The following is a 23,445-nucleotide window of genomic DNA, read 5'->3' on the forward strand; positions in this document are numbered from 1 at the left end:
TACGGAAACCTAGCGCGCCCGGCAGGAATCGAACCTGCAACCACCGGCTTAGAAGGCCGGTGCTCTATCCGGTTGAGCTACGGGCGCGTGGCCTGCATCTTAACCGGCGGAGCCCTGGATGGCCGGGCCTGGATGGTCGGGGCAGAGGGATTCGAACCCCCGACCCTCTGGTCCCAAACCAGATGCGCTACCAGACTGCGCTATGCCCCGGAGCCAGGCCAGTCGCTGCGCGCCAGCGCCGCGAAAGGCCGGCCATTTTGGGCGCCCCCCCCCGCCGCTGTCAACGAAATCATTCCGGCCCCGATGGCCGTTCAGGGCCGGCGTGTATCCTCGCATTGACCGGATCGTTCAATTATCGCCGGCGATCAGGCAACATCACGCCACTACATCATCAGCGAGGGGTCCCACCATGCGCAGCGGCAATCCGGCTCTGAAGGAGTCCATGTTCCTCGACACCGGCAGCGGCGCGGTCGTACGCGGTGGCGATCAGGTGATGACCCAGGCCGGCACGGTCAACAAGACCGGCTTTTTGCTGCTGCTCGCCGTGGTGACGGCGACCTTCGCCTGGTCCCAGGTCAGCACCCCCGACGGCGTGGTCGGCGCCGGGCCGTATGTCTGGGGCGGGTTGATCGGCGGTCTGGTGATCGCGCTGGTCACCGTGTTCAAGAAACACTGGGCGCCGTTCACCGCGCCGGCCTACGCGCTGGTCGAGGGCCTGTTCCTGGGCGCGATCTCGGCGATGTTCAACCACATGTACGACGGCATCGTGATGCAGGCGGTGGTGCTGACCTTCGGCACGCTGTTCGCGATGCTGTTCGCCTACCGCTCGGGCCTGATCAAGCCCACCGAGAAGTTCAAGATGGGCGTGGCCGCGGCGACCGGCGGCATCATGCTGGTCTACCTGGCCAGCATCGGGCTGAGCTTCTTCGGCATCCAGATCCCGCTGATCCACGAGTCGGGCCTGGTCGGGATCGGCTTCAGCCTGTTCGTGGTGGTAATCGCGGCACTGAACCTGGTGCTGGACTTCGACCTGATCGACACCGGCGTGGCGCAGGGCGCACCGAAGTACATGGAGTGGTACGGCGGGTTCGCGTTGATGGTCACCCTGGTGTGGCTGTACATCGAGTTCCTGCGCCTGCTGTCGAAGCTGCAGTCGCGCTGATCGCCGGCGGGCCGTCTGATCGCCGTCGCCGCTACACCGGCGGCGGCCGATGCTGCTTCGCGGGGCTACGGCCCGGGAGGCCTTGGCGGCAAGGCCTGCAATGCGGGCATCTCGCCGGTCCGGTGTTGCGCCGCCAGCGCCATCCGGCCACTGATCCCTTCGCGCGAAAACACGTGATGCAGATGGGTCTTGACCGTCTCGGGGCTGATGCCCAGCAGCCGGCCGATCTGCTTGTTGCTCAGCCCGCGCGCGACGCAGTGCACGATTTCGCGCTGGCGATCGGTCAACCGCGGCCAGTCTTCGACCAGCAGACGATCTGCGACCGCGCTGAACTCCACGCGGATACTTTCATCCAGAAACGCTTGCAGCAGCAGAGCCGACTCCACCGCGAATAGCCCCGAGCTGACTGCGCGGACTGCGCGCAGGACCACCTCGGGCGTCGCAAGTTTATCCAGGCAACCGCTGCCGCCGGCCTGCACCGTGCGACGCAACAGGGTTGCGTCCGGATTGCGGTGGAAGTGCAGACGCGTCGGTTGCCGCGCATGCAGCCGACGGCACAATCGCCCGGTTGCCGGATCGTCGCCATCGAGCAGCCACACCGCGCCTTGCGGGCACCGCGCCTGGGCCACCGCATCGGCATCGCAGGCCCCGCACCAGGACAACTCGCCGCGCACGGCCACCGCCCGCTCCATCCGCAGCCGCCAGCTGCGATCGCTCCCGATGACCAGAATCGGCACCTTTCCCATTGCGCTGGCCCTACTGCCCGGCAGGGAACGACGTCCTGCACGCCACATTTTCTGAACGGCGTCCGCGGTCGCGTGCGGCCAGTCCGCGCGTCACCCGTACGTCCGCACCTCACCCATGCGGGTGATTCAAAACCTCACGTGAACAGAAGATTCTGGCGGCACGTCCGATCGGGGGGGCGACTTGGACGTCCCCCCCTTGCAACCGGACTACTGCGATGAAAACACCTGGACAATCCCGCCTCTGGCGCAGACGCGCCCTGGCGGCACTGCTGGCCTCCGGGCTGGCGATCCCCCTGGCCGTGCTTTCGGTCTCCAACGGCAATATTTTCGAGATCGAAGGCGACGCCAGCTTCAGCGGCTCCGGTGACGACTGGGAAAATATCGCCGCCGCCCGCCCTGGCTCCGGCGTCAGCCTCGATAACAAGTCGATCGCCTTCACCTTCCAGAGCGACGGCATCGGCGAGACCGATACCGGTTTCACCGGCGGCGGTTCCAAGGACGTGCGCGACCTCGACCTGTGGCAACACACCACCGGCCAGGTCAGCCCGATCAAGAACGAGATCGGGCACGCGTTCGCCGCCGCCTACATCGATCCGGCCGACGACCACCTGCACATCTACTTCGGCCTGGACCGCTCCGGCTCGGGTGGCGATGCCGCGACCGGGTTCTGGTTCTTCAAGGACAAGGTCAGCCTGGGGTCGAACGGCTCGTTCAATGGCCGGCACACCATCGGCGACATCCTGATCACCTCCGACTATGTCCAGGGCGGCACGATCGGCGAGGTCAACGTGTATCGCTGGATCGGCGGGCAGAAGCCGCTGGAGATTGTCGGCTCATCGACCACCCTCGGCGGCAGCACCGTCGGCGACCGCTTCTGCCTCGAGGGCGGCAAGCCGCTGGCCTGTGCGGCATCGAACTCCGGCGTGGAACCGGTGCCGGATTCCTGGAGCGATTATTTCTATCGCGAAGGCGGCACCTTCGAGAAGCGCCTGCAGTTCCCCGAGCGGACCTTCTTCGAAGGCGGCATCGACATGACCCAGGTGTTCGGTGAAGGCGAAACACCGTGTTTCAGCTCGTTCATGGCGATGACCCGCACCTCGGCGTCGACGTCGGCCCAGCTCAAGGACTTCGCGCTGGGCGACTTCAGCCTGTGCGACATGGCGGTGGCCAAGGCCTGCATGGTCGAGCCGGACGTGAGTCCGATCGTCAACCCCGACGGCACCAGCATCCACACCAAGTTCCGGGTCCGCATCAGCAACCCGGGCGCCGGTGCGATCAACGACGTGCAACTGCTCGAGACCGCGCTGCTGGGCGGGACCTCCGGCAACAGCTGCGCGCTGACTGCGGTCGACATCCCGTCCGGCAGCGGCACCCCCGCCAGTCCGGCCCTGGTGATCCCGAGCGGAGGCCTGGCACTGAGCACCGGCGTCGCGGTCGAGGTGGCGCAGACCATCAACCGCAAGAGCTACATCGACGCCACCGTCGAATGCGACTCGATGTCCAATCCGTTCCTCAACAAGGTCGAGGCTCGCTCGAGCAGTTCCGCCGGCGCACCGCCGGACCTGATCCGCACCTACGACATCGTCAAGGGCAGCGGAGATGAATGCCCCGCCACCATCTCCCCGATGCTGTCGGTCGAGAAGGACTGCGTGGGTGACGGGGTCCGGCTGGTCAATACCAGCGACGGGATGCTGGCACGCGCCTGCTTCACGATCGAGATCGCCAACACCGGCGATGTGCAGCTCAACGACCTGGAAGTCGACGACCCGCGGATGAGTGCCGTCTCGCTGGTGCCGTCCGGCACCAGCCTTGGGCCACAGGGCTCGGCGAACGACTCGATCCTGCTGGGCGGTGACAGTGACAACAGCGGCACGATCGACGCCGACGAGGAGCTGTGCTTCAACGCCGCAGGACCCGACGGCGGCGTGACCGACCCGGCATTGGCCAAGTTCGAGAACATCGTCAATGTCTCGGCGGTGCCGGCCCTGCTGAATCCCGATGTCCCGGCCGAGGACCAGTTGCAGTACCAGACCGCATCGGATGAATGCCCGTTGTGCCCCTGCGTGAACTGCAACGGCAGCCCGTGAAGCGGCTTGCCCGAGCGGTCGACTGACCGATCGCGCGGCTAAAGGCCACCGGCGGGGCAACGGCGACGTTGCCCCGCCGGTTTCGCGTGTGTGCACCCGGACCGCCCTGTATGCCGAGGCTGTAGAGCCGAGCTTGCTCGGCACATCGCCTTAGCGGGCCCGCACCCTCCGAACTTGCCCGATAAATCGCCAGCGGACCCGCACGCTGCCGAGCAAGCTCGGCACTACGCTGGCGGCGATTCCGCCGCCCCGCTGCGCCTCGGCCACGCGATGAAGCCGACCGCGACCACCGCCAGCAACCAGCAGTAATAGACCTTGCCGGCGATCGCGAGCGGCGACAGCCCGGCCAGTGAACCGGCCAGCAGGATCTGCGCCCCGTACGGCAGCACCCCCTGCATCACGCAGGAAAAGATATCCAGCAGGCTCGCCGAGCGCCGCGGGGTGATGTCGTGGCGCTGGGCGATGTCGCGGGCAAGATCGCCGCTGATCAGGATCGCGACGGTGTTGTTGGCGGTCAGCACATCGCCGCCGGCCGCCAGCGCGGCGATGCTGACCTCGCCCGCGCGGCGTCCGCGGTGGCCCCGGGCGAACCGGGCGATCGCCGCGGCCAGCCACTCCAGCCCGCCCGCGGCCCGGATCAGCGCGGCCAGGCCGCCGATCAGCAGCGCCAGCAGGGTGATCTCCACCATGCTCTCGAAGCCGAGGTAAATGTCGCCGGTGAAGCTCACCAGGTCATAGCCCGGACCAGACGCAAAGCCGGCGACGGCCGCCAGTGCGATGCCCAGTGCAAGCACCAGCACCACGTTGAGCCCGACCAGGGCCAGCGCCAGCACCACCAGGTAGGGCAGCACCAGCCACGGCGAGGCCGCGTCGGGCGCGACCACCGGGGCGGCATCGCCCAGCACCGCCAGCAGCGCCATCGTCGCCACGGCCGCAGGCAGCGCGATCTTGAAGTTCTCGCGGAACTTGTCGCGCATCCGGCAGCCCTGGCTGCGGGTGGTGGCGATGGTGGTGTCGGATATCACCGACAGGTTGTCGCCGAACATCGCCCCACCAACCACCGCGCCCAGCACCAGCGCCCCATCGAGCCCCGCCGCATCGGCCACGCCCAGCGCGATGGGCACCACCGCGGCGATCGTGCCCATGGAGGTGCCGATGGACAGCGCGACGAAACAGGCGACCAGGAACAGGCCCGGCAGGATCAGCGCCGGCGGCAGCGCACCCAGGCCCAGCGCGACCACCGCATCCACCGCGCCGACCGCGCGCGACACCGCCGCGAACGCACCGGCCAGCAGGAACACCAGGCACATCAGCATGATGTTGCTGTGGCCCATGCCGGCCAGCAATGTCTCCAGCGGCGCGATCCCGCGACGCCACGCCAGCCACGCCCCCAGCGCCAGCGCGGGCAGGATCGCGACCGGCGCGCGCAACTGGTAGAAGCCCATCGTCTCGCCTTGGGCCGTGTAGTACATGCCGGCGCCGAAGAACAGCGCCAGGAACACCAGCAACGGCGTCAGGGCGAGCGCGCTCGGCGCGGCGGGCGGAGCAGGCCGCACCGGATCATTCATCGCTTTATCCGAATGGAAAGAAACGCGGATTCTGCGGTGCTTCACCGGGCTTGTCGAGTGCGGAAACGGGATGCGCGAAGGGGCGGCCGCGCGCAACACCCGTGGTGCCGCGGGCGCAGTGCCCTTCTCCCGCGGGCGGGAGAAGGTGCCCGAAGGGCGGATGAGGGCTGCGACGACACAACGGCACGCGGGTTGGCCGTTCGCGTAGCACCCGTGGTGTCGCGTGCCCTCACCCCAGCCCTCTCCCGCCAGCGGGAGGGGGGCTGAAAGCCGGCGCGCGAGCGCTGTGCCCTTCTCCCGCGGGCGGGTGAGGGGCCGCCAGGATCAGACCCGGCTGGCGATCGCCTTGGCGAAATCCATCGTGTTGCCGTCGCCGCCCAGGTCCGGGGTCAGCGAGTCCTTGGCTTCGAGCGTGGCGACAATGGCGTCGCGCAGCCGCGCCGCCTTGTCCGGCAGGCCGAGGTGGTCGAGCATCTGCACCGCGCCGAGCAGCAACGCGCAGGGGTTGGCGATGCCCTGCCCGGCGATGTCGGGTGCACTGCCGTGCACGGCTTCGAAGATCGCCGCGTCGGTGCCGATGTTGGCACCCGGCGCCAGCCCGAGGCCGCCGACCAGGCCCGCGCACAGGTCGGAGATGATGTCGCCGAACAGGTTGGTGGTCACGATGACGTCGAACTGCTCCGGGCGCATCACCAGCTGCATGCAGGTGTTGTCGACGATCATCTCGTTGCATTCGATGTCGGGGTACTCCGCGGCCACGCCGCGCGCGGTCCTGAGGAACAGGCCCGAGGTCGACTTCAGGATGTTGGCCTTGTGCACCACGGTGACCTTCTTGCGGCCGGTTCTGCGGGCCAGTTCGAAGGCGTAGCGCACGATGCGCTCGGAGCCGCGGCGGGTGGTGCGGGTGATCGAGGTGGCTGTCTCGCCGTCCTCCGACAGTGCCTGCCCTTCGGCGCTGTAGGCGCCTTCGGTGTTCTCGCGCACGGTGATCAGGTCGACCCCCGAGCCGAAACGCGAACGGGTGTTGGCGAACGACCGGGCCGGACGCACGTTGGCGTACAGGTCGAAACGCTTGCGCAGCTCGACGTTGATCGAGGAGAACCCCTCCCCGACCGGCGTGGTCAGCGGGCTCTTGAGCGCGACGCGATTCTTGCGGATCGAGTCCATGGTCGCCTGCGGCAGCAGCTCGCCGTGTTTTTCCAGCGCGGCGAGGCCGGCGTCGGCGCCTTCGTACTGCAGGCCGAGCTGCATCGCGTCGAGCACGTGCAGGGTGGCGTCCATGATTTCGGGGCCGATTCCGTCGCCACGGATGACCGTAATGGTTTGCGTCATTGGGGGATTTCCAGCTGTTGGCCACCGCAAGTGCGACGTACGGCGGCGTGTGTGAGCCGGGGAATTATGCCGCGCCGCGGCCCCACTTCACAGACCCCGCGGCGGTAACAGGCGGTCCCGCGCGGCAGGCCGCCCTCCACGCGGCTCGGTGCTAGCCGTGTTCGTGCGCCGTCGGCGCCTGCGCCTGGCCCTGCTCCAGCCCGTCGAGGAATTCCACCGCGCGGCGCATGTGCGGGATCACGATGCTGCCGCCGACCACCAGCCCGACCGAGAACGCCTCGAACATCTCCTCGCGGCTGACCCCGGCCTGCCGGCACTGGGCCACGTGGTAGCTGATGCAGTCGTCGCAGCGCAGCACCATCGAGGCGACCAGGCCAAGCAGCTCCTTGGTCTTGAGGTCGAGCGCGCCGGGCTGGTAGGTCTGCGTGTCGAGCGCGAAGAAGCGCCGCACCACCTGGTTGGGCTCGGCCAGGATGCGCTCGTTCATGCGTTTGCGGTAGGCGCTGAACTCGGCCGCCCGGCTGTCACCCGATGCGCTGCTTTCACCCGGGGCGCGGTCCTCGTCGCCGGGGCCGGACGCACCGCCGTTCATGCTTCGCCCGCCAGCAGCGGTTCCAGACCACCCTGGCGATGCAGCGCGATCAGGTCGTCGTAGCCGCCGACGTGGGTCTGGCCGATGAAAATCTGCGGCACGCTGGTGCGGCGTGTCGAGGCGACCATGCGCTCGCGCGCGCCCGGATCCAGGTCGATGCGCACCTCGGTCCAGGACTGGCCCTTGCTCTTGAGGAAATTCTTGGCCGCCACGCAATAGGGGCAGATTGCGCTGCTGTAGATCGTGATCGCGGGGGCATTGTCGTCTGCGGGGGTGGCTGGATCGCTCAAGGCGGTGCTCCGGTGTGAACCTGTAGTGTGTGGTGTGGTCGAATATGGGTTCGCCACGGCGGCATTTCCAGTCCGCGCGCAAACCGGCAAGCCGGCGTGCCGATAATGGACTTCACCCACGGGTGAAGGTTAACCGCCGATTCACCCCGCTCCGCAGATGGTGGCCGCACCTGCGGCTCCCACCGCGCCCCACCCGCCCTGGAGCTTGCCTTGCGCCGCATCGCCCTGTTCACCGCCGCCCTCACCCTGGCCATCGCCAGCGTCTGTGCACCCGCGCAGGAATCGCGGCTGCCCGACATCGGCTCCTCGGCCGGCACACTGCTGAGCCCCACCGAGCAGGAGGAATACGGCGAGATGTTCCTGGCGCAACTGCGCCACTACGACTACATCCTTGAAGATCCGCTGATCGACCACTGGCTCGATACGCTGGGCACGCGTCTGGCCGCCAACAGCGACCAGCCGGGCCAACCGTTCACCTTCTTCATGCTGCGGCAGCGCCAGATCAACGCGTTCGCCACCCTCGGCGGTTACATCGGGGTCAACGCCGGATTGGTGCTCGAGGCCGACCGCGAGGACGAGGTGGCCGCGGTGCTGTCGCACGAGATCGCCCACGTCACCCAGCTGCACGTGCTGCGCGGGGTCGAGCGTGCGCAGAAGGACCAGTTGCCGATCCTGCTGGGCATGCTCGGTGCGATCGTCGCCGCGCAGGCGGCTGGCGGGCGCTCCGGCGACAACGCCGCGCAGGCGGCGATCATCTCGGCGATGGGCCTGGCCCAGCAGCGCCAGATCGACTACACCCGCTCCAACGAGCACGAGGCCGACCGGCTCGGCATCCAGACCCTCTCGCGCAGCCGCTACGACACCCAGGCGATGGCCGACTTCTTCGAGAAGATGCTGGTCGCCTCGCGCACCAACGCCGCCGGCTACTACGACACCCCCGACTACCTGATGACCCACCCGGTCACGACTACCCGCATCGGCGAGGCCAAATCGCGATCGCAGCAGATCGCACGCGCACCGGCCGGTTACTTCGGCGACGTCGGCCGCAGCGACAACCCCCTGCTGCCCGGCGGATTCGCCTTGTCGAGCAGCGCCCCGGCCGCCGGCGGCACTGGCGATTTCGAGTTCGCCCGCGAGCGGCTGCGCGTGCTCAGTGCCGACACCGCCTCGGCCGCGATCCGCGAGTACCGGCAACTGCGCGTGGCCGGCGGGCTGAGCCCGGCGCAGCGCTACGGCCATGCGATTGCGCTGCTGCGTGACAATCAGTCGGCGGCGGCGGCCAAGCACCTGACCGAGCTGCTGGACGAGCGCCCGGACCACCTGTGGCTGAAGCTCGCCCTGGGCCAGGCGGAGGCACGCAGCGGCAAGGCCGAGTCGGCCGATGCCATTTTCAACGCCCTGCTGCGCCAGGGCCCGCACAACCGCGCGGTCGCGCTGACCTACGCCGACGTGCTGGGCGAGCGCAACACCGTCGAAGCCGGCCAACGCGCGCAGGCGGTGCTGCGCCCGTTGCTGGGCCGCTCGGCGGAGGACGCGGTATTCCACCGCACCTTCGCCCGCGCCAGCGACATCGCCGGCGACCCGGTGCGCGCCGGCGAGGCCCACGCCGAGGCGGCCTTCCTCAGTGGCCGCGCGGAACAGGCGCTGGTGCAGCTGAAGACGCTGAAGAAGCGACCGGAAGTCGACTACTACGCGCGCGCCCGGATCGAGTCGCGCATCGCCGCGATCACCCCGATCGTGCTCGAGCTGCGCCGCCAGGGCATCCGCGACGAAGACCTGCGCCGACGTTGAATCGGCGGCTGCGCCGCCTGGTAAGTCGGCCGCGCGCGGCCTGTAAGTCGCTCGCTGCGCGAGCTGTAAATGGTCAGGATTCGTAGGCTGGGCCTGCCAAGCCCAGCGTTTTTTCCGTACGCTCCGGGTGCTGGGCTTGGCAGCCCAGCCTACAAAAGCGGACTGCATCGAAACCGCTCTACCCTGCAGCGCCGGAAGCACGCTGTCACCACCACGTCACAAAACGGTAGTGTACTGGCGGCGTTGAAAAACCTGCTCCGGTGACCGCGTGCAAAAACGCATATTGATCGTCGAGGACGAACCCGCCATCCGCGACATGGTTGCCTTCGCCCTGCGCAAGGGCGAGTACGAGCCGGTCCAGGCCGGCGATGCGCGCGAAGCGCAGAACGCGATCGCCGACCACGTCCCCGACCTCATCCTGCTGGACTGGATGCTGCCGGGCAGCAGCGGCCTGGAACTGGCCCGGCGCTGGCGCAAGGACCCGCTCACGCGCGAGGTCCCGATCATCATGCTGACCGCACGCGGCGAGGAGAACGACCGGGTCAGCGGACTGGAGGCCGGGGTCGATGATTACGTGGTCAAGCCGTTCTCGGCGCGCGAGCTGCTGGCGCGCATCCGCGCGGTGCTGCGGCGCTCGCGCGAGGACGACGAAGACGGCAGCGTCCGGATCGGCTCGCTGCGCATCGACGGCGCCGCGCATCGCGTGTTCGCGCAGGCCGACGGCAACGAGCAGCCCGTGCAGATCGGCCCCACCGAATACCGGCTGCTGCATTTCTTCATGACCCATCCCGAGCGCGTCTACTCGCGCACGCAGCTGCTCGACCATGTCTGGGGCGGCAGCGTGTACGTCGAGGAGCGCACGGTCGACGTGCACATCCGCCGCCTGCGCAAGACGCTGGAGCCCTATCAGATCGACGGCATGGTGCAGACGGTGCGGGGCGCCGGGTATCGCTTTTCGGCATCGGTCGAGGGGTGAGCGCGCGCGGTAGAGTCGAGCTTGCCCGGCCGTCTCTTGCTCGACCTCTTGCCCGGCTGGCCCTTGCACGCGGCAGCGGAGCAAGCTCCGCTCTACACCCACAGGTTGCCGCCCGCGCTTAGACTTGGCCCATGCCCTCCCGTGCCCGCACCGTCTGGTTTCGTACGCTCGGCCAGCTTGCCCTGATCCTGGCGGCCGCCGCGCTGCTTGGTGAGCTTGTCGGCCAGGTGTGGCCGATGCTGGCGCTGGCCGCACTCGGCGTGGTTGCCTGGCACCACTGGCGGCTGCACGGCGTGTTGCTGCGACTGGCCGCACGGCAGCGACTGGCGGCGCCCACCGGCACGGGCGTCTGGAACGAGCTCGACCGGCTGCTCCACCGCAGCCAGCACGAGACCCAGGCGCGCCAGCGGCGCCTGATCGAGATGCTGCGCGCCTACCGCGCCGCCGCGGCCGCCCTGCCCGATGCGATCATCGTGGTCGACCGCGACAGCCAGCGCGTGCTGTGGTTCAGCGAAGCCGCCACCCCGCTGCTCGGCCTGCGCTACCCGCACGACATCGGCGCCTCGCTGGTGCAGCGGCTGCAACCGCTGCCGTTGGCGCGCTGGATGGCCGGCGGGCGCACCGTCGAGCCGCTGGAGACGCCCTCGCCGCTGGACACCTCCATCACCCTGAGCCTGCGGCTGATCCCGTACTCCGAACACCTGTGGCTGCTGGTCGCGCGCGATGTCAGCCGCCTGCTGCAACTGGAGCAGATGCGTCGCGACTTCGTCGCCAACGTCTCGCACGAGCTGCGCACGCCGCTGACGGTGGTGCATGGCTACCTCGACATGCTCGATGCGGCCGAACACCCCGACTGGGCACCGATCCTGGCCGAGATGCAGCGCCAGTCGCAGCGCATGACCCAGTTGGTCGAGGACCTGCTGACCCTGTCGCGGCTGGAGTCGCAGGACAGCCTGCCGGCCGAGGAAACGGTCTCGATGGGTTCGATGCTGCACACGCTGCGCCGCGAGGCCAACGCGCTCAGCCAGGGCCGCCACGAGATCGTGCTCGATGACCGTATCCAGGTCGACCTGTTCGGCTCGAACAAGGAGCTGCACAGCGCGTTCTCCAACCTGGTCAGCAACGCGGTGCGCTACACCCCGGCCGGCGGCACGGTCACGATCGGCTTTCTGCGGGACGAGGCCTCCGGCGATCGCAAGGGCGTGGTGCTGGCGGTCAGCGACAGCGGCTACGGCATTCCGCCGCACCACCTGCCGCGCATCACCGAACGCTTCTATCGGGTCTCCACCAGCCGCTCGCGCGAGAGCGGCGGCACCGGGCTGGGGCTGGCGATCGTCAAGCATGTGCTGAACCTGCACCAGGCCCGGCTCACCATCGCCAGTGAAGTCGGCCGCGGCAGCACCTTCTCCTGCCACTTCGGTGGCGAGCGGGTGCGCCAACGCGAAGCGGTGGAGGCCACGCCATGACCGCAAAGAACGACGAGACCGCGCTCAGCGCGAAACCCGCGGGCGAGTCCGACCCGCTGCGTGATCCTTCGCTGTACTTCAACCGCGAACTGTCGCAGCTGGACTTCAACTTCCGCGTGCTCGCCCAGGCGCAGGACCCGCAGATGCCGTTGCTGGAGCGGCTGCGCTACCTGTGCATTTCCTGCACCAACCTCGACGAATTCTTCGAGATCCGCGCCGGCACCCTGCGCCATGCGCAGGACCTCGGACTGACGCCGGGCCCGGATGCACTGGCACCGGCGACGGTCCTGAGCCGCATCCACGACCGCGCCGCCGAGCTGGTGGAGGCGCAGTACGAATGCTGGAACGACGTGCTGCGCCCAGCGCTGGATGAGGCCGGCGTGCGCGTGCTCGCCCGCGACAGCTGGAACTGGAAGCAGACGCGCTGGCTGCGCGCGTACTTCCGCGACGAGGTCATGCCGGTGCTGTCGCCGCTGGGGCTGGACCCGGCGCACCCGTTCCCCAAGATCCTCAACAAGTCGCTGAACATAGTCGTCGTGCTGAAGGGCCGCGATGCGTTCGGGCGCGACGGCAACCTGGCGATCGTGCGCGCGCCGCGATCGCTGCCGCGCATCATCCAGATTCCCCAGCACATCTCCGGCGGCCCGCACGACTTCGTGTTCCTGTCGGCAGTGCTGTCGAGCTTCGTCGATGAACTGTTCCCGGGCATGCAGGTCAAGGGCGCGTACCAGTTCCGCGTGACCCGCAACTCCGAATTGCTGGTCGACGAGGAGGAGGTGGACAACATCGCGCTGGCGCTGCGCGACGAGCTCATCGGCCGCGGCTACCTGCGCGCGGTGCGGCTGGAGATCGCCGGGCAGTGCCCCGAGCCGATCGTGCGCAGCCTGCTGAAGAACTTCGACCTCAACGAAAACGCGGTGTACCGCATCAACGGCCCGGTCAACCTCAACCGGGTGACCCAGGTCTATGACCTGGTGGCCCGTCCGGACCTGAAGTTTCCGCCCTTCCAGCCGCGGCTGATCGCGGGCGTGGATGCGATGTTCGACCGCATCGGCCAGGGCGACGTGCTGCTGCACCATCCCTTCGACGCGTTCGCGCCGGTGCTGGAGCTGCTGCGCCAGGCGGCCGAGGATCCCAGCGTGCTGGCGATCAAGCAGACCCTGTACCGCGCCGGCAAGGATTCGCCGATCGTGGAGCAGCTGGTGCAGGCCGCGCGCAACGGCAAGGACGTCACGGTGGTGGTCGAGTTGCGGGCGCGCTTCGACGAGGAGGCCAACCTGGATTTCGCCGACCGCCTGCAGGAGGCCGGAGTGCAGGTCGTCTACGGCGTGGTCGGCTACAAGACCCACGCCAAGATGCTGCTGATCGTGCGCCGGGAGGGCCGCCAACTGCGTCGCTACGTACACCTGGGCACCGGCAACTACCACGCCGGCAATGCGCGCGTGTACACCGACTTCGGGCTGATCAGCGCCAACCCCGACATCGGCAACGACGTGCACCTGATCTTCCAACAGTTGTCCGGGCTGGCCCCGGCGATCAAGCTGAAATGCCTGATGCAGGCCCCGTTCACGCTGCACGCCGGCGTGCTGATGCGGATCGATCGCGAGACGCGCACCGCGCGCGCCGGGCAACCCGCGCGCATCGTCGCCAAGATGAACGCGCTCAACGAGCCGCAGGTGGTGCGCGCGCTGTACCGCGCTTCCCAGGCCGGGGTGCGGATCGACCTGATCGTGCGCGGTGCCTGCACACTGCGACCCGGCGTGCCCGGCATTTCCGACAACATCCGGGTGCGCTCGATCGTCGGGCGTTTCCTCGAACACAGCCGGGTGTACTGGTTCGCCAACGGCGGCCAGCCCGACCTGTTCGCGGCCAGCGCCGACTGGCTGGAGCGCAACCTGCTGCGGCGGGTCGAGGTCGGCTTCCCGATCCTCGACCCCGACCTCGCGATGCGCATCACCGACGAGGCGATCGGCAACTACCTGTCCGACAACTGCAACGCCTGGGAACTGCAGGCCGACGGCGAGTACCTGCGCCTGGTGCCGCAAGCCGACGCCACGCCCCACTCGGCGCAGGCCGCGCTGCTGGCCAAGATCTGCACATGAACGGACTGCTGCACACCGCGCCACTGCCGCTGCAGGACGGCGACCTGCTGGCCGCGGTCGACCTGGGTTCCAACAGCTTCCACATGGTCGTCTCGCGCTACCTGCTCGGGCAGTTGCGCACCGTCGACCGGCTGCGCGAACCGGTGCGGCTGGCCGAGGGGCTGGACCGCAAGGGCGGGCTCTCGGCCGATGCGCGCTTGCGCGCGCTCGACTGCCTGTCGCGGTTCGGCCAGCGCGTGCGCGACATCCCGCCGCAGCGCGTGCGCGCGCTGGCGACCAACACCGTGCGCCGGCTTGCCTCGCCGCAGGCGTTCCTGATGCCGGCCGAGAGCGCGCTGGGGCATGCGATCGAAGTGGTCGCCGGGCGCGAGGAGGCGCGGCTGGTCTACCTCGGCGTCGCCCACGCGCAGCCGCCCAAGGAGGGTCACCTGCGCCTGGTGATCGACATCGGCGGCGGTTCGACCGAATGCATCATCGGCGCCGGTTTCGACGCGATCGAGCGCGAAAGCCTGCAGGTCGGCTGTGTCGCCAGCACCCGGCGGTTCTTCGGCAGCGGCAAGCTGTCGAGCAAGCGCTGGCACGCGGCGGTGGCCGAGATCGCCGCGGAATTCCAGCAGTTCGCCGGCACCTACCGCAGCCTCGGCTGGGACGAGGTGATCGGCACCTCGGGCACCAACAAGGCGATCGGCGAGATCTGCGCGGCGATGGAGCTGACCAAGGGCGCGGTAACCGCCGAGGCGCTGCCGCAGGTGCGAGACCGGTTGCTGCGGGCCGGGCATATCCAAGACATCGACCTGCCCGGGCTGTCGTCGGACCGCCGGCCGGTGATCGCCGGCGGCGTGCTGGTGCTAGAAGCAGCCTTCGAGGCGCTGGGGCTGCAACGCATGATGGTCAGCAAGGCGGCGATGCGCGAAGGCATGCTCCACGACATGCTCGGCCGCGGCGGCGCCAACGACCCGCGCGAGGCATCGGTGGCGGCGCTGATGCACCGCTACGGCATTGACGCCACCCAGGCCGCGCGGGTGGAGGCCACCGCACTGCGGCTGTTCGAGCAGGTCGCGCAAGCCTGGCAACTGGTCGACGACGACCGCCTGATGCTGGTGCGTGCCGCGCGCCTGCACGAGCTCGGCCTGACCATCGCGCATAGTCAATATCACGTGCACGGCTCCTACGTGGTCGAGCACTCCGACATCGCCGGTTTCTCGCGCCAGCAGCAGCAGTTCTTGGCCGCGCTGATCCGCACCCACCGCCGGCGCATCCCGCAGACCGCGTTCAATGCCCTGCCCGATCGGCTGCTCGCTCCGGTCCGCCGCAGCGCCGCCCTGCTGCGCCTGGCGGTGCTGCTGCACCGCGCCCACGAGGCCGATCCCATCCCGCAGCTGGACCTGCAGGTCGAAGGCGACGGCCTGCGGCTGACGCTGGCCAGGCGCTGGCTCGACGCGCGCCCGCTGCTCAAGGCCGACCTGCACGGCGAGCCCGAGGACGCCGCCGACCTCGGCATCGCGCTGGCGATCGAGACGGCGTAGGGCCGCCCTGCCCGGGCGACGGCCGAAGCTCGCCGATGGCCCGTGCCCGCGTGATCGGCATCGCCGCGCTCGAGCCGGCCAAGGGCGTCCGCGATCGTCCGGGCCAATGTGCTACCGCGCCATGTCACGTCCGGGTCATCCCACTGACACTGCGGTTTCATCCGATCCACGCAAGCTGCCCGCCGACGCCGGAGGGGCTCACGCATGCGCTACGCGATCGTCACCGAGACCTATCCACCGGAAGTCAACGGCGTCGCGCTGACCGTGCAGGGGCTGGAGCTCGGTCTGCGCGCACGCGGTCACCGGGTCGACCTGGTGCGACCGCGCCAGGCGGCCGATGGCGACGGCGGGGCCCACGAGATGCTGGTGCGCGGCATGCCGCTGCCGCGCTATCCGGGGCTGCGGCTGGGCCTGCCGGCCACCGCGCGCCTCGCGGCGCAGTGGCGGCACTCGCGGCCGGACGCGGTGTATGTCGCCACCGAAGGGCCGCTCGGCTGGTCGGCACTGCGCGCGGCCAGGCGGCTCGGCATTCCGGCCGCGACCGGTTTCCACACCCGCTTCGACCACTACATGCGCGACTACGGCTTCGGGTTGCTGAGCGGCGCCGCGCTGGGCTGGATGCGCCGTTTCCACAATCGCGCCGATGCGACGCTGGTGCCGACGCGCGAACTGTTGGCGTTGCTGCAGGCAAGCGGCTTTGCCCGCCCGGTGCGGCTGCCGCGTGCGGTCGACACCCGCGCGTTCGATCCGGCACGGCGCGATCCGGCGTTGCGCGCGCAATGGGGCGTGGGCGAGCAAGGCTTCGCCGCGATCTACGTCGGCCGCATCGCCGCGGAGAAGAATCTTAATCTCGCCGTGCGCGCATTCCGCCGCCTGCAGCGCGAGCGTGCCGATGCGCGTTTCGTATGGGTCGGCGACGGACCGGCGCGCGCGCAACTGCAGGCGGCGCATCCGGACTTCATCTTCTGCGGGGTGCAACGCAGTGCGGACCTGCCGCGGCATTTCGCCAGCGGCGACCTGTTCCTGTTCCCGAGCCACAGCGAGACCTTCGGCAACGTGACGCTGGAGGCCATGGCCAGCGGGGTGCCGACGGTGGCGTTCGATTACGGTGCGGCGCGCGAGCACCTGCGCGACGGGCTGCACGGTGCGGCGATCGCCGACGGCGACGACGCGGGGTTCATCGCCGCCGCCGCGCGCATCGCCGGCGACGAGGCCGGCCGTGCGGCGATGTCACGCGCTGCGCGCGCGGCGACCGCAGGCCTGCGCCCCGAGCAGGTCGCGGCCGACCTGGACGTGCTGCTGGAAGGCCTTGCCCGTTCCGGACAACACCATGAATCGACTGCCTCTGCATAAGCGACTGGCCGATGGCGATTCGGGCTGGTGCCTGCGCGCCAACCGCTGGGGCGGGCAGGACCGCTCGCGGCGGTTCTTCGCGGCGATCAGCCGGCTCGGCGATGGCGTGTTCTGGTACGTGCTGATGACGGCGATGGTGGTCACCGACGGCCGGGCCGGACTGCTCGCCTCCGCCCACCTGGCCGCGACCGGAGTGGTCGCATTGACGTTGTACAAGCTGCTCAAGCGCTGGACCCGCCGGCCCCGCCCGTTCGCGAGCGATCGCCGCATCCGCGCGTGGGTCGCGCCGCTGGACGAGTTCAGCTTTCCATCGGGCCACACCCTGCACGCGGTCGCCTTCAGCGTCGTGGCGATCGCGCACTACCCGGCACTGGCTTGGCTGCTGGTGCCGTTCACCGCGTGCGTGGCGGCTTCACGGCTGGTGCTCGGCCTGCACTACCCGAGCGACGTGGTGGCGGCGAGCGCGATCGGGGCCGCGCTGGCTGCAGCATCGATGTCACTTGTCCCAGCGGGCTGGTACCCAGCCTAGCCGCCAAGGTGCGGCCTCGTGGAAGTCGGGACCTGCGAACACGCCCGCGTTGCGGCCGCAGGATTGCCCATCCGGTACCAGTCGACCCTGCGCGGAGGCGAAACACCGACCCCTCCGCGGACCTACGAAGCAAGCGGCAATACCAGCCTGGCCGCCGCGCCGCCGCCGCCGTCGCGGTTGTCCAGCCCTGCACGGCCGCCGTGCAGGGCGGCCACCTCGGCGACGAAACACAGGCCCAGACCGCTGCTGCGGCTGCCGCCGGCGGGGCGCGACAGCGAATAGAAACGCTCGAACACCCGCGGCAGGGCGTAGTCGGGAATGCCGGGGCCGCGGTCGAGGACTTGCAGGACGGCCTCGTCCCCCGCCCTTTCCAGGCTCAGTTCGATCGTGCTCCCGGCCGGGGCGAAGTCGATCGCGTTGCCGATCAGGTTCGCCAGCGCCTGCCGCAGCAGGAACGCGTCGCCATCGACGGGGCCGACATCAACCAGTCGCAGCCGCAGCTCGAGCCCTGCTCGTTGGAGGGAGGACGCGGACAACTCCGCCACCTCGGCCGCCAGGCTCGCCAGGTCGAGCGCCTCGGGGTTTTCGAGCCGCTGTCGATGCTCCACCGCCGCCAGCGCCAGCAACTTGTCGATCATCTGCGCCAGCCGCTCGCTCTGGGCACGGATGCTTTCGGAAAAGCGCACGCGATCGGCCTCCGGCAGTGGCGCTTCCAGTAATTCGGCACTGCTGCGTATCGCCGCCAGCGGGCTCTTCATCTCGTGGGTCAGGCCATGCACGTACTGCTCGACGTACTGTTTGCCTTCCAGACGCGCGCGCATGGTTTCCAGCGCCTGGCCCAGCTCGGCGAACTCACCGGCCGCGGCGGGCAGGCTGGCCCGCTCGCCCGCGGTCACCGCATGCGCGTAGCGACGCAGGTCGCCGAGCTGGCGCGACAGCCACCACGCCGCGACCATCCCTACCAGCAGCGCCACGCCCATCAGCACCGCGCCCCAGCGCAGTACGACCGCTTGGCTGCGCTGGATGAACGGCTGCAACGCACTGTTGGGCTTGGCCACGGTCAGCACCCCGATGATCGCGCCGCGCGCGTCGTGGATCGGCGCGGCGACGTGCATCACGGTGGAGTCCGGGTCGTCGGGATCGGCCTGGGTGGAGCGCGCGCCATAGCGGCCGCGCAGGGTCAGGTGCACATCGTTCCAGCGCGAGTAATCGGCGCCCAACGCCTGGCCGCTGCTGTCGAACACCACGATGCCGCGGGCGTCGGTCACATACACCCGGTAGCTGGCCCCGCGCTTGTCGAAGCCCCATATCTCGGCGCCGAAGTCGCGTCCGGCCACCTCGCGCACGCGCCGGGCGAACGGCCCGGTGGCGATCCGGCCGGCGAGCAGGTCGTCGGTCGCCAGCTCGGCCAGCACGTTGGCGGTGTCGACCAGGGTGTCCTCCATCGCCTGGCGCACGCCGGGCTTGACCTGCGCGACGAACACCTGCGCCAGCAGCAGCGCCGCCAGCGCGACGATCAGGAAGTAGCCGAGGAATATCCGCAGGCCAATCTTCAATGGGAAATCCTCAATGGGGAGTCCTCAACGCAGGATCCTCAGGCCGCGACCCGTGCGGTGCGCCTCACTGCACATCGAGCGAATACCCCAGTCCGCGATGGGTGCGGACCGGGTCGGCCGCGGCGTCGACCTCGTGCAGCTTGGCCCGCAAGGTCTTGACGTGGGTATCGACCGTACGGTCGCCGCTGTCGAGCGCATCGCCCCAGACCCGGTCCATCAACTGCGCCCGCGACAACACCGCGCCCGGGCGTTGCAGCAGCGCGGCGAGCAGGCCGTACTCGTAGCGGGTCAGCTCCAGCGAACGCCCGCGGAAGCGGATGCGCTTGCCCGCCGCATCGTGTTCGAACCCGCCCACGACGGACGCATCGGCCTGCGCGGCTTGGACGCGCCGCAGCACCACCCGTACCCGTGCCACCAACTCGCGTGGCGAGAAGGGTTTGGTCACGTAGTCGTCGGCGCCGATCTCCAGCCCCAGGATGCGGTCGGCCTCGGCGCCCTGGGCGGTCAGGAAGATCACCGGCAACTCGCGCCCGCGGCGCAGTTCGCGGCACAGCGCGAAGCCGCCGATATCGGGCAGGCCGACATCGAGCACGGCCAGCGCGAAGACCTCCGTCGCCGCCCACCGCAGCGCCTCGCCGCCGGTCAGGCAGTGCACCGGATCGAAACCTTCCGCGCGCAGCGCGTACTGCACCGTGTCGGCGATCGCCGGTTCGTCTTCGACCAGGAGGATGCGGGACATGGGCAAGGGGGCCGGCTCGGTCGCGATGGCGACAGGATAAGCCAGCCGCCGGCGTCGACGGCGGGCTACCCTGTCGCCCATGAACTACCGCCACGCGTTCCATGCCGGCAACCACGCCGATGTCCTCAAGCACGTCACCCTGCTGGCGCTGTGCGATGCACTGGCGGCCAAGCCGGCGCCGCTGTTCGCACTCGACACCCACGCCGGGCGCGGGCTGTATGCGCTCGATGGCAATTCCGCCCAGCGCAGCGGCGAGGCCGAGGGCGGGGTGTCGCGGCTGCTGGCCGAAGCGCCGAAACACCCCGCGATCGCGCGCTACCTGGCCGCAGTCAAGGCGTGCCGGCTCGAACACGGCCCGGCGACCTACCCCGGCTCGCCGTGGCTGCTGGCGCACGCATTGCGCGAGGACGACCGCATCGCCGCCTGCGAGTTGCTGCCCGAAGAAGCGGCTCAGCTCAAGGTCAACTTCGCCCGCGACCCGCGCGTGGCGGTGCACGCGCGCGACGGTTATGCGGCGATGAAGGCCCTGCTCCCCCCCACGCTGTTGAAAGCCGGGGGCAGCGCGATGAAGTTCGCCCGTGGGCTGGTCCTGATCGATCCGCCCTACGAGGCGCAACTGGAGGAGTTCGACCACATCATCGGCGCGCTGCGCCAAACGCTCAGCCGCTGGCCGAATGCCAGCTATGCGGTGTGGTATCCGATCAAGCGCCGGCGCTCGCTGCAGCCGTTCTTCCGGCGTGCGGCGACACTGCCGGTGAAGGCCTCGTTCGTGGCCGAACTGATGGTCCACCCCGACGACTCCCCGCTGCGCATGAACGGCAGCGGCCTGTTGCTGCTGAACCCGCCGTGGCAGTTCGGGCAGGGCCTGGGCGCGGTGCTGCCGCTGCTGGCCAAGGCGCTCGGCGAGGCCGGCGCATCGTCGCGGCTGGAGTGGTTGAAGCAGGAAAGCTAGCGCTTTGGTAGGAGCGACGTGAGTCGCAAAACCTGTACATCACTGCCCACGTGCGCGGTATCGCGACTCACGTCGCTCCTACAGAGGGGCCGACCCAAACCGGCCTCGGCCGCATCAAACCTGCGCGCTGAGATCCGGTTCGAAGAAACTCCAGCGCACTTCGGGGAACGCCTGCTTCATCGCGCGTTCCAGTTGCTCGATCTCCTCGGCCAGCGCGGGCGCGTCGTGCAATCCGCGCCCTGCGCCGCGACCATCACCGACAGCTCTTGTAGGAGCGCTCCCATGGGCGCGACCGCGACCGCGGCAGATGTCGCAAGCGGGTCTCGATCGCGCCCATGGGGCGCTCCTACACGCCTTCGCTTGTGCTGCAACGCGGGCGTAGACATGCGCCGTGTCCCTGGTCGAGGCGGCGCGAGCCTAGCATCGGCTCCTGTGCGCGCGATGCAGCAGCTCAGCGGCAAACGATGCCGCTGCCGGCGTGCCCGAGCACTTCACCGACCAGCCCGGGCACGCCCGTCGCGGCGGGGCACCGCCCATTCCGGGGTGCGCCGCGCGCGTGCGCTCAGCCCCTAACGGCGCGGTTTCAGCTCGGCAAAAGCGCCGGCCTTTTGCGTGACCGCGGAATGAAGCACCGGCCCCGGGACGTGTGCCAAACTCCGCGAATGGCCGCGCGCGAACGTCTCCCGCCCTGGCACGAGCGCCAGCGACTTCCCAACGGTCGCGACGTGCTGATCCGGCCTATCCGGCCGGAGGACGCAGCGCCCCTGCGCGCTGGATTTGCATTGCTGCAGCCCGACGAAGTGCGCCAGCGCTTCCTGCATGCACTCAAGGAGCTCAGTCCCGAGGCGGCCGAGCGGTTTGCCCGGATCAACCCCAAGACCGAATTCGCCCTGGTCGCGGCCGAACCGCTGCCGCCGGGCGAGGCGCTGGTCGGCGCGGTCGCGCGCATCGTCATCGACGGCAACGGGCGAGACGCCGAGTTCGCGATCCTGGTCAGCCGCTACATCGCCGGCATGGGGCTGGGCCGCTACCTGATGACGCGACTAGTCAAATGGGCGCGTGGCAAGAACCTGGAGCGCATCTACGGCGACGTGTTCGAGCACAACCACGCGATGCTGGCACTGGCGCAGTCCCTGGGTTTCGAGCGCCAATTCCAGCAGGACGGGCAAGGCCTGGTGCGGGTGGTGCTGGACCTGAAAGCCGCCCAGACAGCGAAAGCCGTGTAGGAGCGGCTTCAGCCGCGAGCTTTGGCGCCGGCCTTCTGCAGCGCGGTCGCAATCGCGAGTTCACGGACGTGCCGACCCTGGTTTGCGGCCTCGTTCGCGGCTGAAGCCGCTCCTACCGTCGAGAGGACAGTCTGCCGCCCGGCGTGGCGTTCAATGCGAGCGCCTTGTCCGCTTTCGCGTCGGCGCTGCGTTGACCCGCGTTGACCAACGACAAAGCCAGCGGCAGGCCATGCCGTGCCTGCATGGAGGACGCATCCTCCAGGACCGCGGCCATGAGCATCGACGAAGCACGCCTCAACGAATTTCTCGGCCGCGCAGTCGGCGACCTCGGCGCCGCGATCAGTTCGACCCTGATGCTGGTCGGCGATCAGCTCGGCTACTACCGGGCACTCGCGGACGAGCCGCTGGATTCGCACGGACTGGCCGCGCGCACCGACACCCACGAGCGTTACGCGCGCGAGTGGCTCGGCAACCAGGCGGCCGGTGGCTACGTGCAATACGACGCGACCAGCGGCCAGTACTCCTTGAGCGAGGAGCAGGCGCTGTGCCTGGCCGATCCCGGCGGCCCGGTGGACTTGCCGGGCGCGTATTCGATCGTCGAGGCCACCTTCCACGCGCTCGAACGCACCAAGGTCAACTTCCGTACCGGCAACGGCATGGAATGGGGCGACCACCACGCGTGCCTGTTCCACGGCACCGAGCGGTTCTTCCGCGCCGGCTACAACGCCCACCTGCTGGTCGACTGGCTACCGGCGCTGGACGGCCTGGTCGACAAGCTCCGCAGCGGCGGCAAGGTCGCCGACGTCGGCTGCGGCCACGGTGCCAGCACCACCCTGATGGCGCAGGCGTTTCCCAACTCGGAGTTCGTCGGTTACGACTACCACGGCCCGTCGATCGACACCGCCCGCCAGCGCGCCGCCAATGCCGGCATCGAGAACGCGCGCTTCGAGGTGGCCGATGCCACCGGCTACCCCGACCAGGAGTTCGACCTGATCGCCTTCTTCGATTGCCTGCACGACATGGGCGACCCGGTCGGCGCGGCGCGGCAGGCGCGGCAGGCGCTGAAGCCAGAGGGCCACTGCATGCTGGTCGAGCCGTTCGCGGGCGATAGTGTCGCGGACAATCTCAACCCGGTCGGGCGGGTCTACTACGGTGCTTCATCGCAGATCTGCGTGCCGGTGTCGCTGGCCCGCAACGGCCCGGCGCTCGGCGCCCAGGCCGGCGAGGCGCGGCTGAGCGCGGTGATGACCGAGGCCGGCTTCGGCCGCTTCCGCCGCGCCGCGCAGACGCCGTTCAACCTGGTGCTGGAGGCGCGTCCGTAGCGGCGAGTCTTCGGGTGTGGCGGACGGTTGGGCTGCCCTCTGCTGCGCGGTCGTAACCGGGGGCTCGTGGGCGTGCCGGTTTTGGTTCGCGGCTGAAGCCGCTCCTACAGGGGTGCCGGAGAAGTCTTTA

Annotated in this window: 20 protein-coding genes and 2 tRNA genes; 12 read left to right on the forward strand and 10 right to left on the reverse strand. The window is 69.3% G+C overall.

What is annotated here, in order from left to right; genetic code table 11:
- Positions 1-13 precede the first annotated feature (13 nt).
- Together ACJQWM_RS06585 and ACJQWM_RS06590 are read right to left on the reverse strand one after the other, a co-directional pair.
- Positions 14-87: transfer RNA gene (locus ACJQWM_RS06585), tRNA-Arg, on the reverse strand.
- Between the two features lie 46 nt (positions 88-133).
- Positions 134-210, reverse strand: a tRNA-Pro gene (locus tag ACJQWM_RS06590).
- Positions 211-409: 199 nt separating this feature from the next.
- On the opposite strand from ACJQWM_RS06590, the gene ACJQWM_RS06595 reads away from it, so the two are divergent.
- Positions 410-1,162: a Bax inhibitor-1/YccA family protein gene (locus ACJQWM_RS06595; protein WP_332704550.1), complete on the forward strand. Its 753-nt coding sequence runs from the start codon at positions 410-412 to the stop codon at positions 1,160-1,162.
- Positions 1,163-1,227: 65 nt separating this feature from the next.
- Here the strand turns inward: ACJQWM_RS06595 and ACJQWM_RS06600 are convergent, their stop codons facing one another.
- Positions 1,228-1,908, reverse strand: a complete 681-nt coding sequence (locus tag ACJQWM_RS06600; protein WP_411306725.1) for a helix-turn-helix transcriptional regulator — start codon at positions 1,906-1,908, stop codon at positions 1,228-1,230.
- Between the two features lie 215 nt (positions 1,909-2,123).
- Here ACJQWM_RS06600 and ACJQWM_RS06605 point away from each other — a divergent pair, with 215 nt between their 5' ends.
- On the forward strand, positions 2,124-3,995 hold the full coding sequence (locus ACJQWM_RS06605) for a hypothetical protein (protein ID WP_332704556.1): 1,872 nt from the start codon (positions 2,124-2,126) through the stop codon (positions 3,993-3,995).
- A 224-nt stretch (positions 3,996-4,219) separates the two neighbouring features.
- Here ACJQWM_RS06605 and ACJQWM_RS06610 read toward each other — a convergent pair whose 3' ends face one another.
- The 4 genes from ACJQWM_RS06610 to grxC all read right to left on the reverse strand — a co-directional run bounded on the left by ACJQWM_RS06610 (position 4,220) and on the right by grxC (position 7,777).
- Positions 4,220-5,563 (reverse strand): Na+/H+ antiporter NhaC family protein, encoded by a 1,344-nt coding sequence (locus ACJQWM_RS06610; protein ID WP_411306726.1) that lies wholly within the window; start codon positions 5,561-5,563, stop codon positions 4,220-4,222.
- A gap of 324 nt (positions 5,564-5,887) precedes the next feature.
- Complete coding sequence (locus ACJQWM_RS06615; protein WP_332707536.1) at positions 5,888-6,895, reverse strand: isocitrate dehydrogenase; 1,008 nt, start codon at positions 6,893-6,895, stop codon at positions 5,888-5,890.
- Positions 6,896-7,046: 151 nt separating this feature from the next.
- Positions 7,047-7,487 carry a carboxymuconolactone decarboxylase family protein gene (locus ACJQWM_RS06620; RefSeq protein WP_411306727.1) on the reverse strand — a complete coding sequence of 147 codons (441 nt, stop codon included), beginning with the start codon at positions 7,485-7,487 and terminating at the stop codon, positions 7,047-7,049.
- Positions 7,484-7,777: a glutaredoxin 3 gene (grxC, locus tag ACJQWM_RS06625; protein ID WP_332707539.1), complete on the reverse strand. Its 294-nt coding sequence runs from the start codon at positions 7,775-7,777 to the stop codon at positions 7,484-7,486. The genes ACJQWM_RS06620 and grxC overlap by 4 nt, the downstream gene beginning before the upstream one ends.
- A 210-nt stretch (positions 7,778-7,987) precedes the next feature.
- Here grxC and ACJQWM_RS06630 point away from each other — a divergent pair, with 210 nt between their 5' ends.
- The 7 genes from ACJQWM_RS06630 (at position 7,988) to ACJQWM_RS06660 (ending at position 17,520) form a co-directional block, all read left to right on the forward strand.
- A complete protein-coding gene (locus ACJQWM_RS06630) occupies positions 7,988-9,568 on the forward strand; it encodes a M48 family metalloprotease (protein WP_332707544.1) in 1,581 nt (526 codons plus the stop codon).
- A gap of 268 nt (positions 9,569-9,836) precedes the next feature.
- Positions 9,837-10,544 carry a phosphate regulon transcriptional regulator PhoB gene (gene phoB / locus ACJQWM_RS06635; RefSeq protein ID WP_332707547.1) on the forward strand — a complete coding sequence of 236 codons (708 nt, stop codon included), beginning with the start codon at positions 9,837-9,839 and terminating at the stop codon, positions 10,542-10,544.
- Positions 10,545-10,675: 131 nt separating this feature from the next.
- Positions 10,676-12,010 (forward strand): phosphate regulon sensor histidine kinase PhoR, encoded by a 1,335-nt coding sequence (gene phoR / locus ACJQWM_RS06640; RefSeq protein WP_332707550.1) that lies wholly within the window; start codon positions 10,676-10,678, stop codon positions 12,008-12,010.
- Positions 12,007-14,112 (forward strand): polyphosphate kinase 1, encoded by a 2,106-nt coding sequence (gene ppk1 / locus ACJQWM_RS06645; protein WP_332707553.1) that lies wholly within the window; start codon positions 12,007-12,009, stop codon positions 14,110-14,112. Before phoR ends, ppk1 begins: the two co-directional genes overlap by 4 nt.
- On the forward strand, positions 14,109-15,638 hold the full coding sequence (gene ppx, locus ACJQWM_RS06650) for an exopolyphosphatase (RefSeq protein ID WP_332707556.1): 1,530 nt from the start codon (positions 14,109-14,111) through the stop codon (positions 15,636-15,638). Before ppk1 ends, ppx begins: the two co-directional genes overlap by 4 nt.
- 204 nt (positions 15,639-15,842) lie before the next feature.
- Positions 15,843-16,991 (forward strand): glycosyltransferase family 4 protein, encoded by a 1,149-nt coding sequence (locus ACJQWM_RS06655; RefSeq protein WP_411306728.1) that lies wholly within the window; start codon positions 15,843-15,845, stop codon positions 16,989-16,991.
- Complete coding sequence (locus ACJQWM_RS06660) at positions 16,969-17,520, forward strand: phosphatase PAP2 family protein (RefSeq protein WP_332707013.1); 552 nt, start codon at positions 16,969-16,971, stop codon at positions 17,518-17,520. Before ACJQWM_RS06655 ends, ACJQWM_RS06660 begins: the two co-directional genes overlap by 23 nt.
- A gap of 122 nt (positions 17,521-17,642) precedes the next feature.
- Here the strand turns inward: ACJQWM_RS06660 and creC are convergent, their stop codons facing one another.
- Complete coding sequence (gene creC / locus ACJQWM_RS06665) at positions 17,643-19,076, reverse strand: two-component system sensor histidine kinase CreC (protein WP_332707010.1); 1,434 nt, start codon at positions 19,074-19,076, stop codon at positions 17,643-17,645.
- Between the two features lie 64 nt (positions 19,077-19,140).
- Positions 19,141-19,815 (reverse strand): two-component system response regulator CreB, encoded by a 675-nt coding sequence (creB, locus tag ACJQWM_RS06670; protein WP_332707007.1) that lies wholly within the window; start codon positions 19,813-19,815, stop codon positions 19,141-19,143.
- Positions 19,816-19,894: 79 nt separating this feature from the next.
- On the opposite strand from creB, the gene ACJQWM_RS06675 reads away from it, so the two are divergent.
- Positions 19,895-20,767 (forward strand): 23S rRNA (adenine(2030)-N(6))-methyltransferase RlmJ, encoded by an 873-nt coding sequence (locus ACJQWM_RS06675; protein ID WP_332707004.1) that lies wholly within the window; start codon positions 19,895-19,897, stop codon positions 20,765-20,767.
- A gap of 662 nt (positions 20,768-21,429) precedes the next feature.
- Positions 21,430-21,993, forward strand: a complete 564-nt coding sequence (locus ACJQWM_RS06680; protein ID WP_332707001.1) for a GNAT family N-acetyltransferase — start codon at positions 21,430-21,432, stop codon at positions 21,991-21,993.
- Between the two features lie 112 nt (positions 21,994-22,105).
- Here ACJQWM_RS06680 and ACJQWM_RS06685 read toward each other — a convergent pair whose 3' ends face one another.
- Positions 22,106-22,267 (reverse strand): hypothetical protein, encoded by a 162-nt coding sequence (locus ACJQWM_RS06685; protein ID WP_332706998.1) that lies wholly within the window; start codon positions 22,265-22,267, stop codon positions 22,106-22,108.
- Here ACJQWM_RS06685 and ACJQWM_RS06690 point away from each other — a divergent pair.
- On the forward strand, positions 22,266-23,315 hold the full coding sequence (locus ACJQWM_RS06690) for a class I SAM-dependent methyltransferase (RefSeq protein WP_332706995.1): 1,050 nt from the start codon (positions 22,266-22,268) through the stop codon (positions 23,313-23,315). The genes ACJQWM_RS06685 and ACJQWM_RS06690 overlap by 2 nt on opposite strands.
- Positions 23,316-23,445: the final 130 nt, after the last annotated feature.

It is taken from the genome of Novilysobacter longmucuonensis (genome assembly GCF_046600735.1).
Lineage (GTDB): Bacteria > Pseudomonadota > Gammaproteobacteria > Xanthomonadales > Xanthomonadaceae > Novilysobacter_A > Novilysobacter_A longmucuonensis.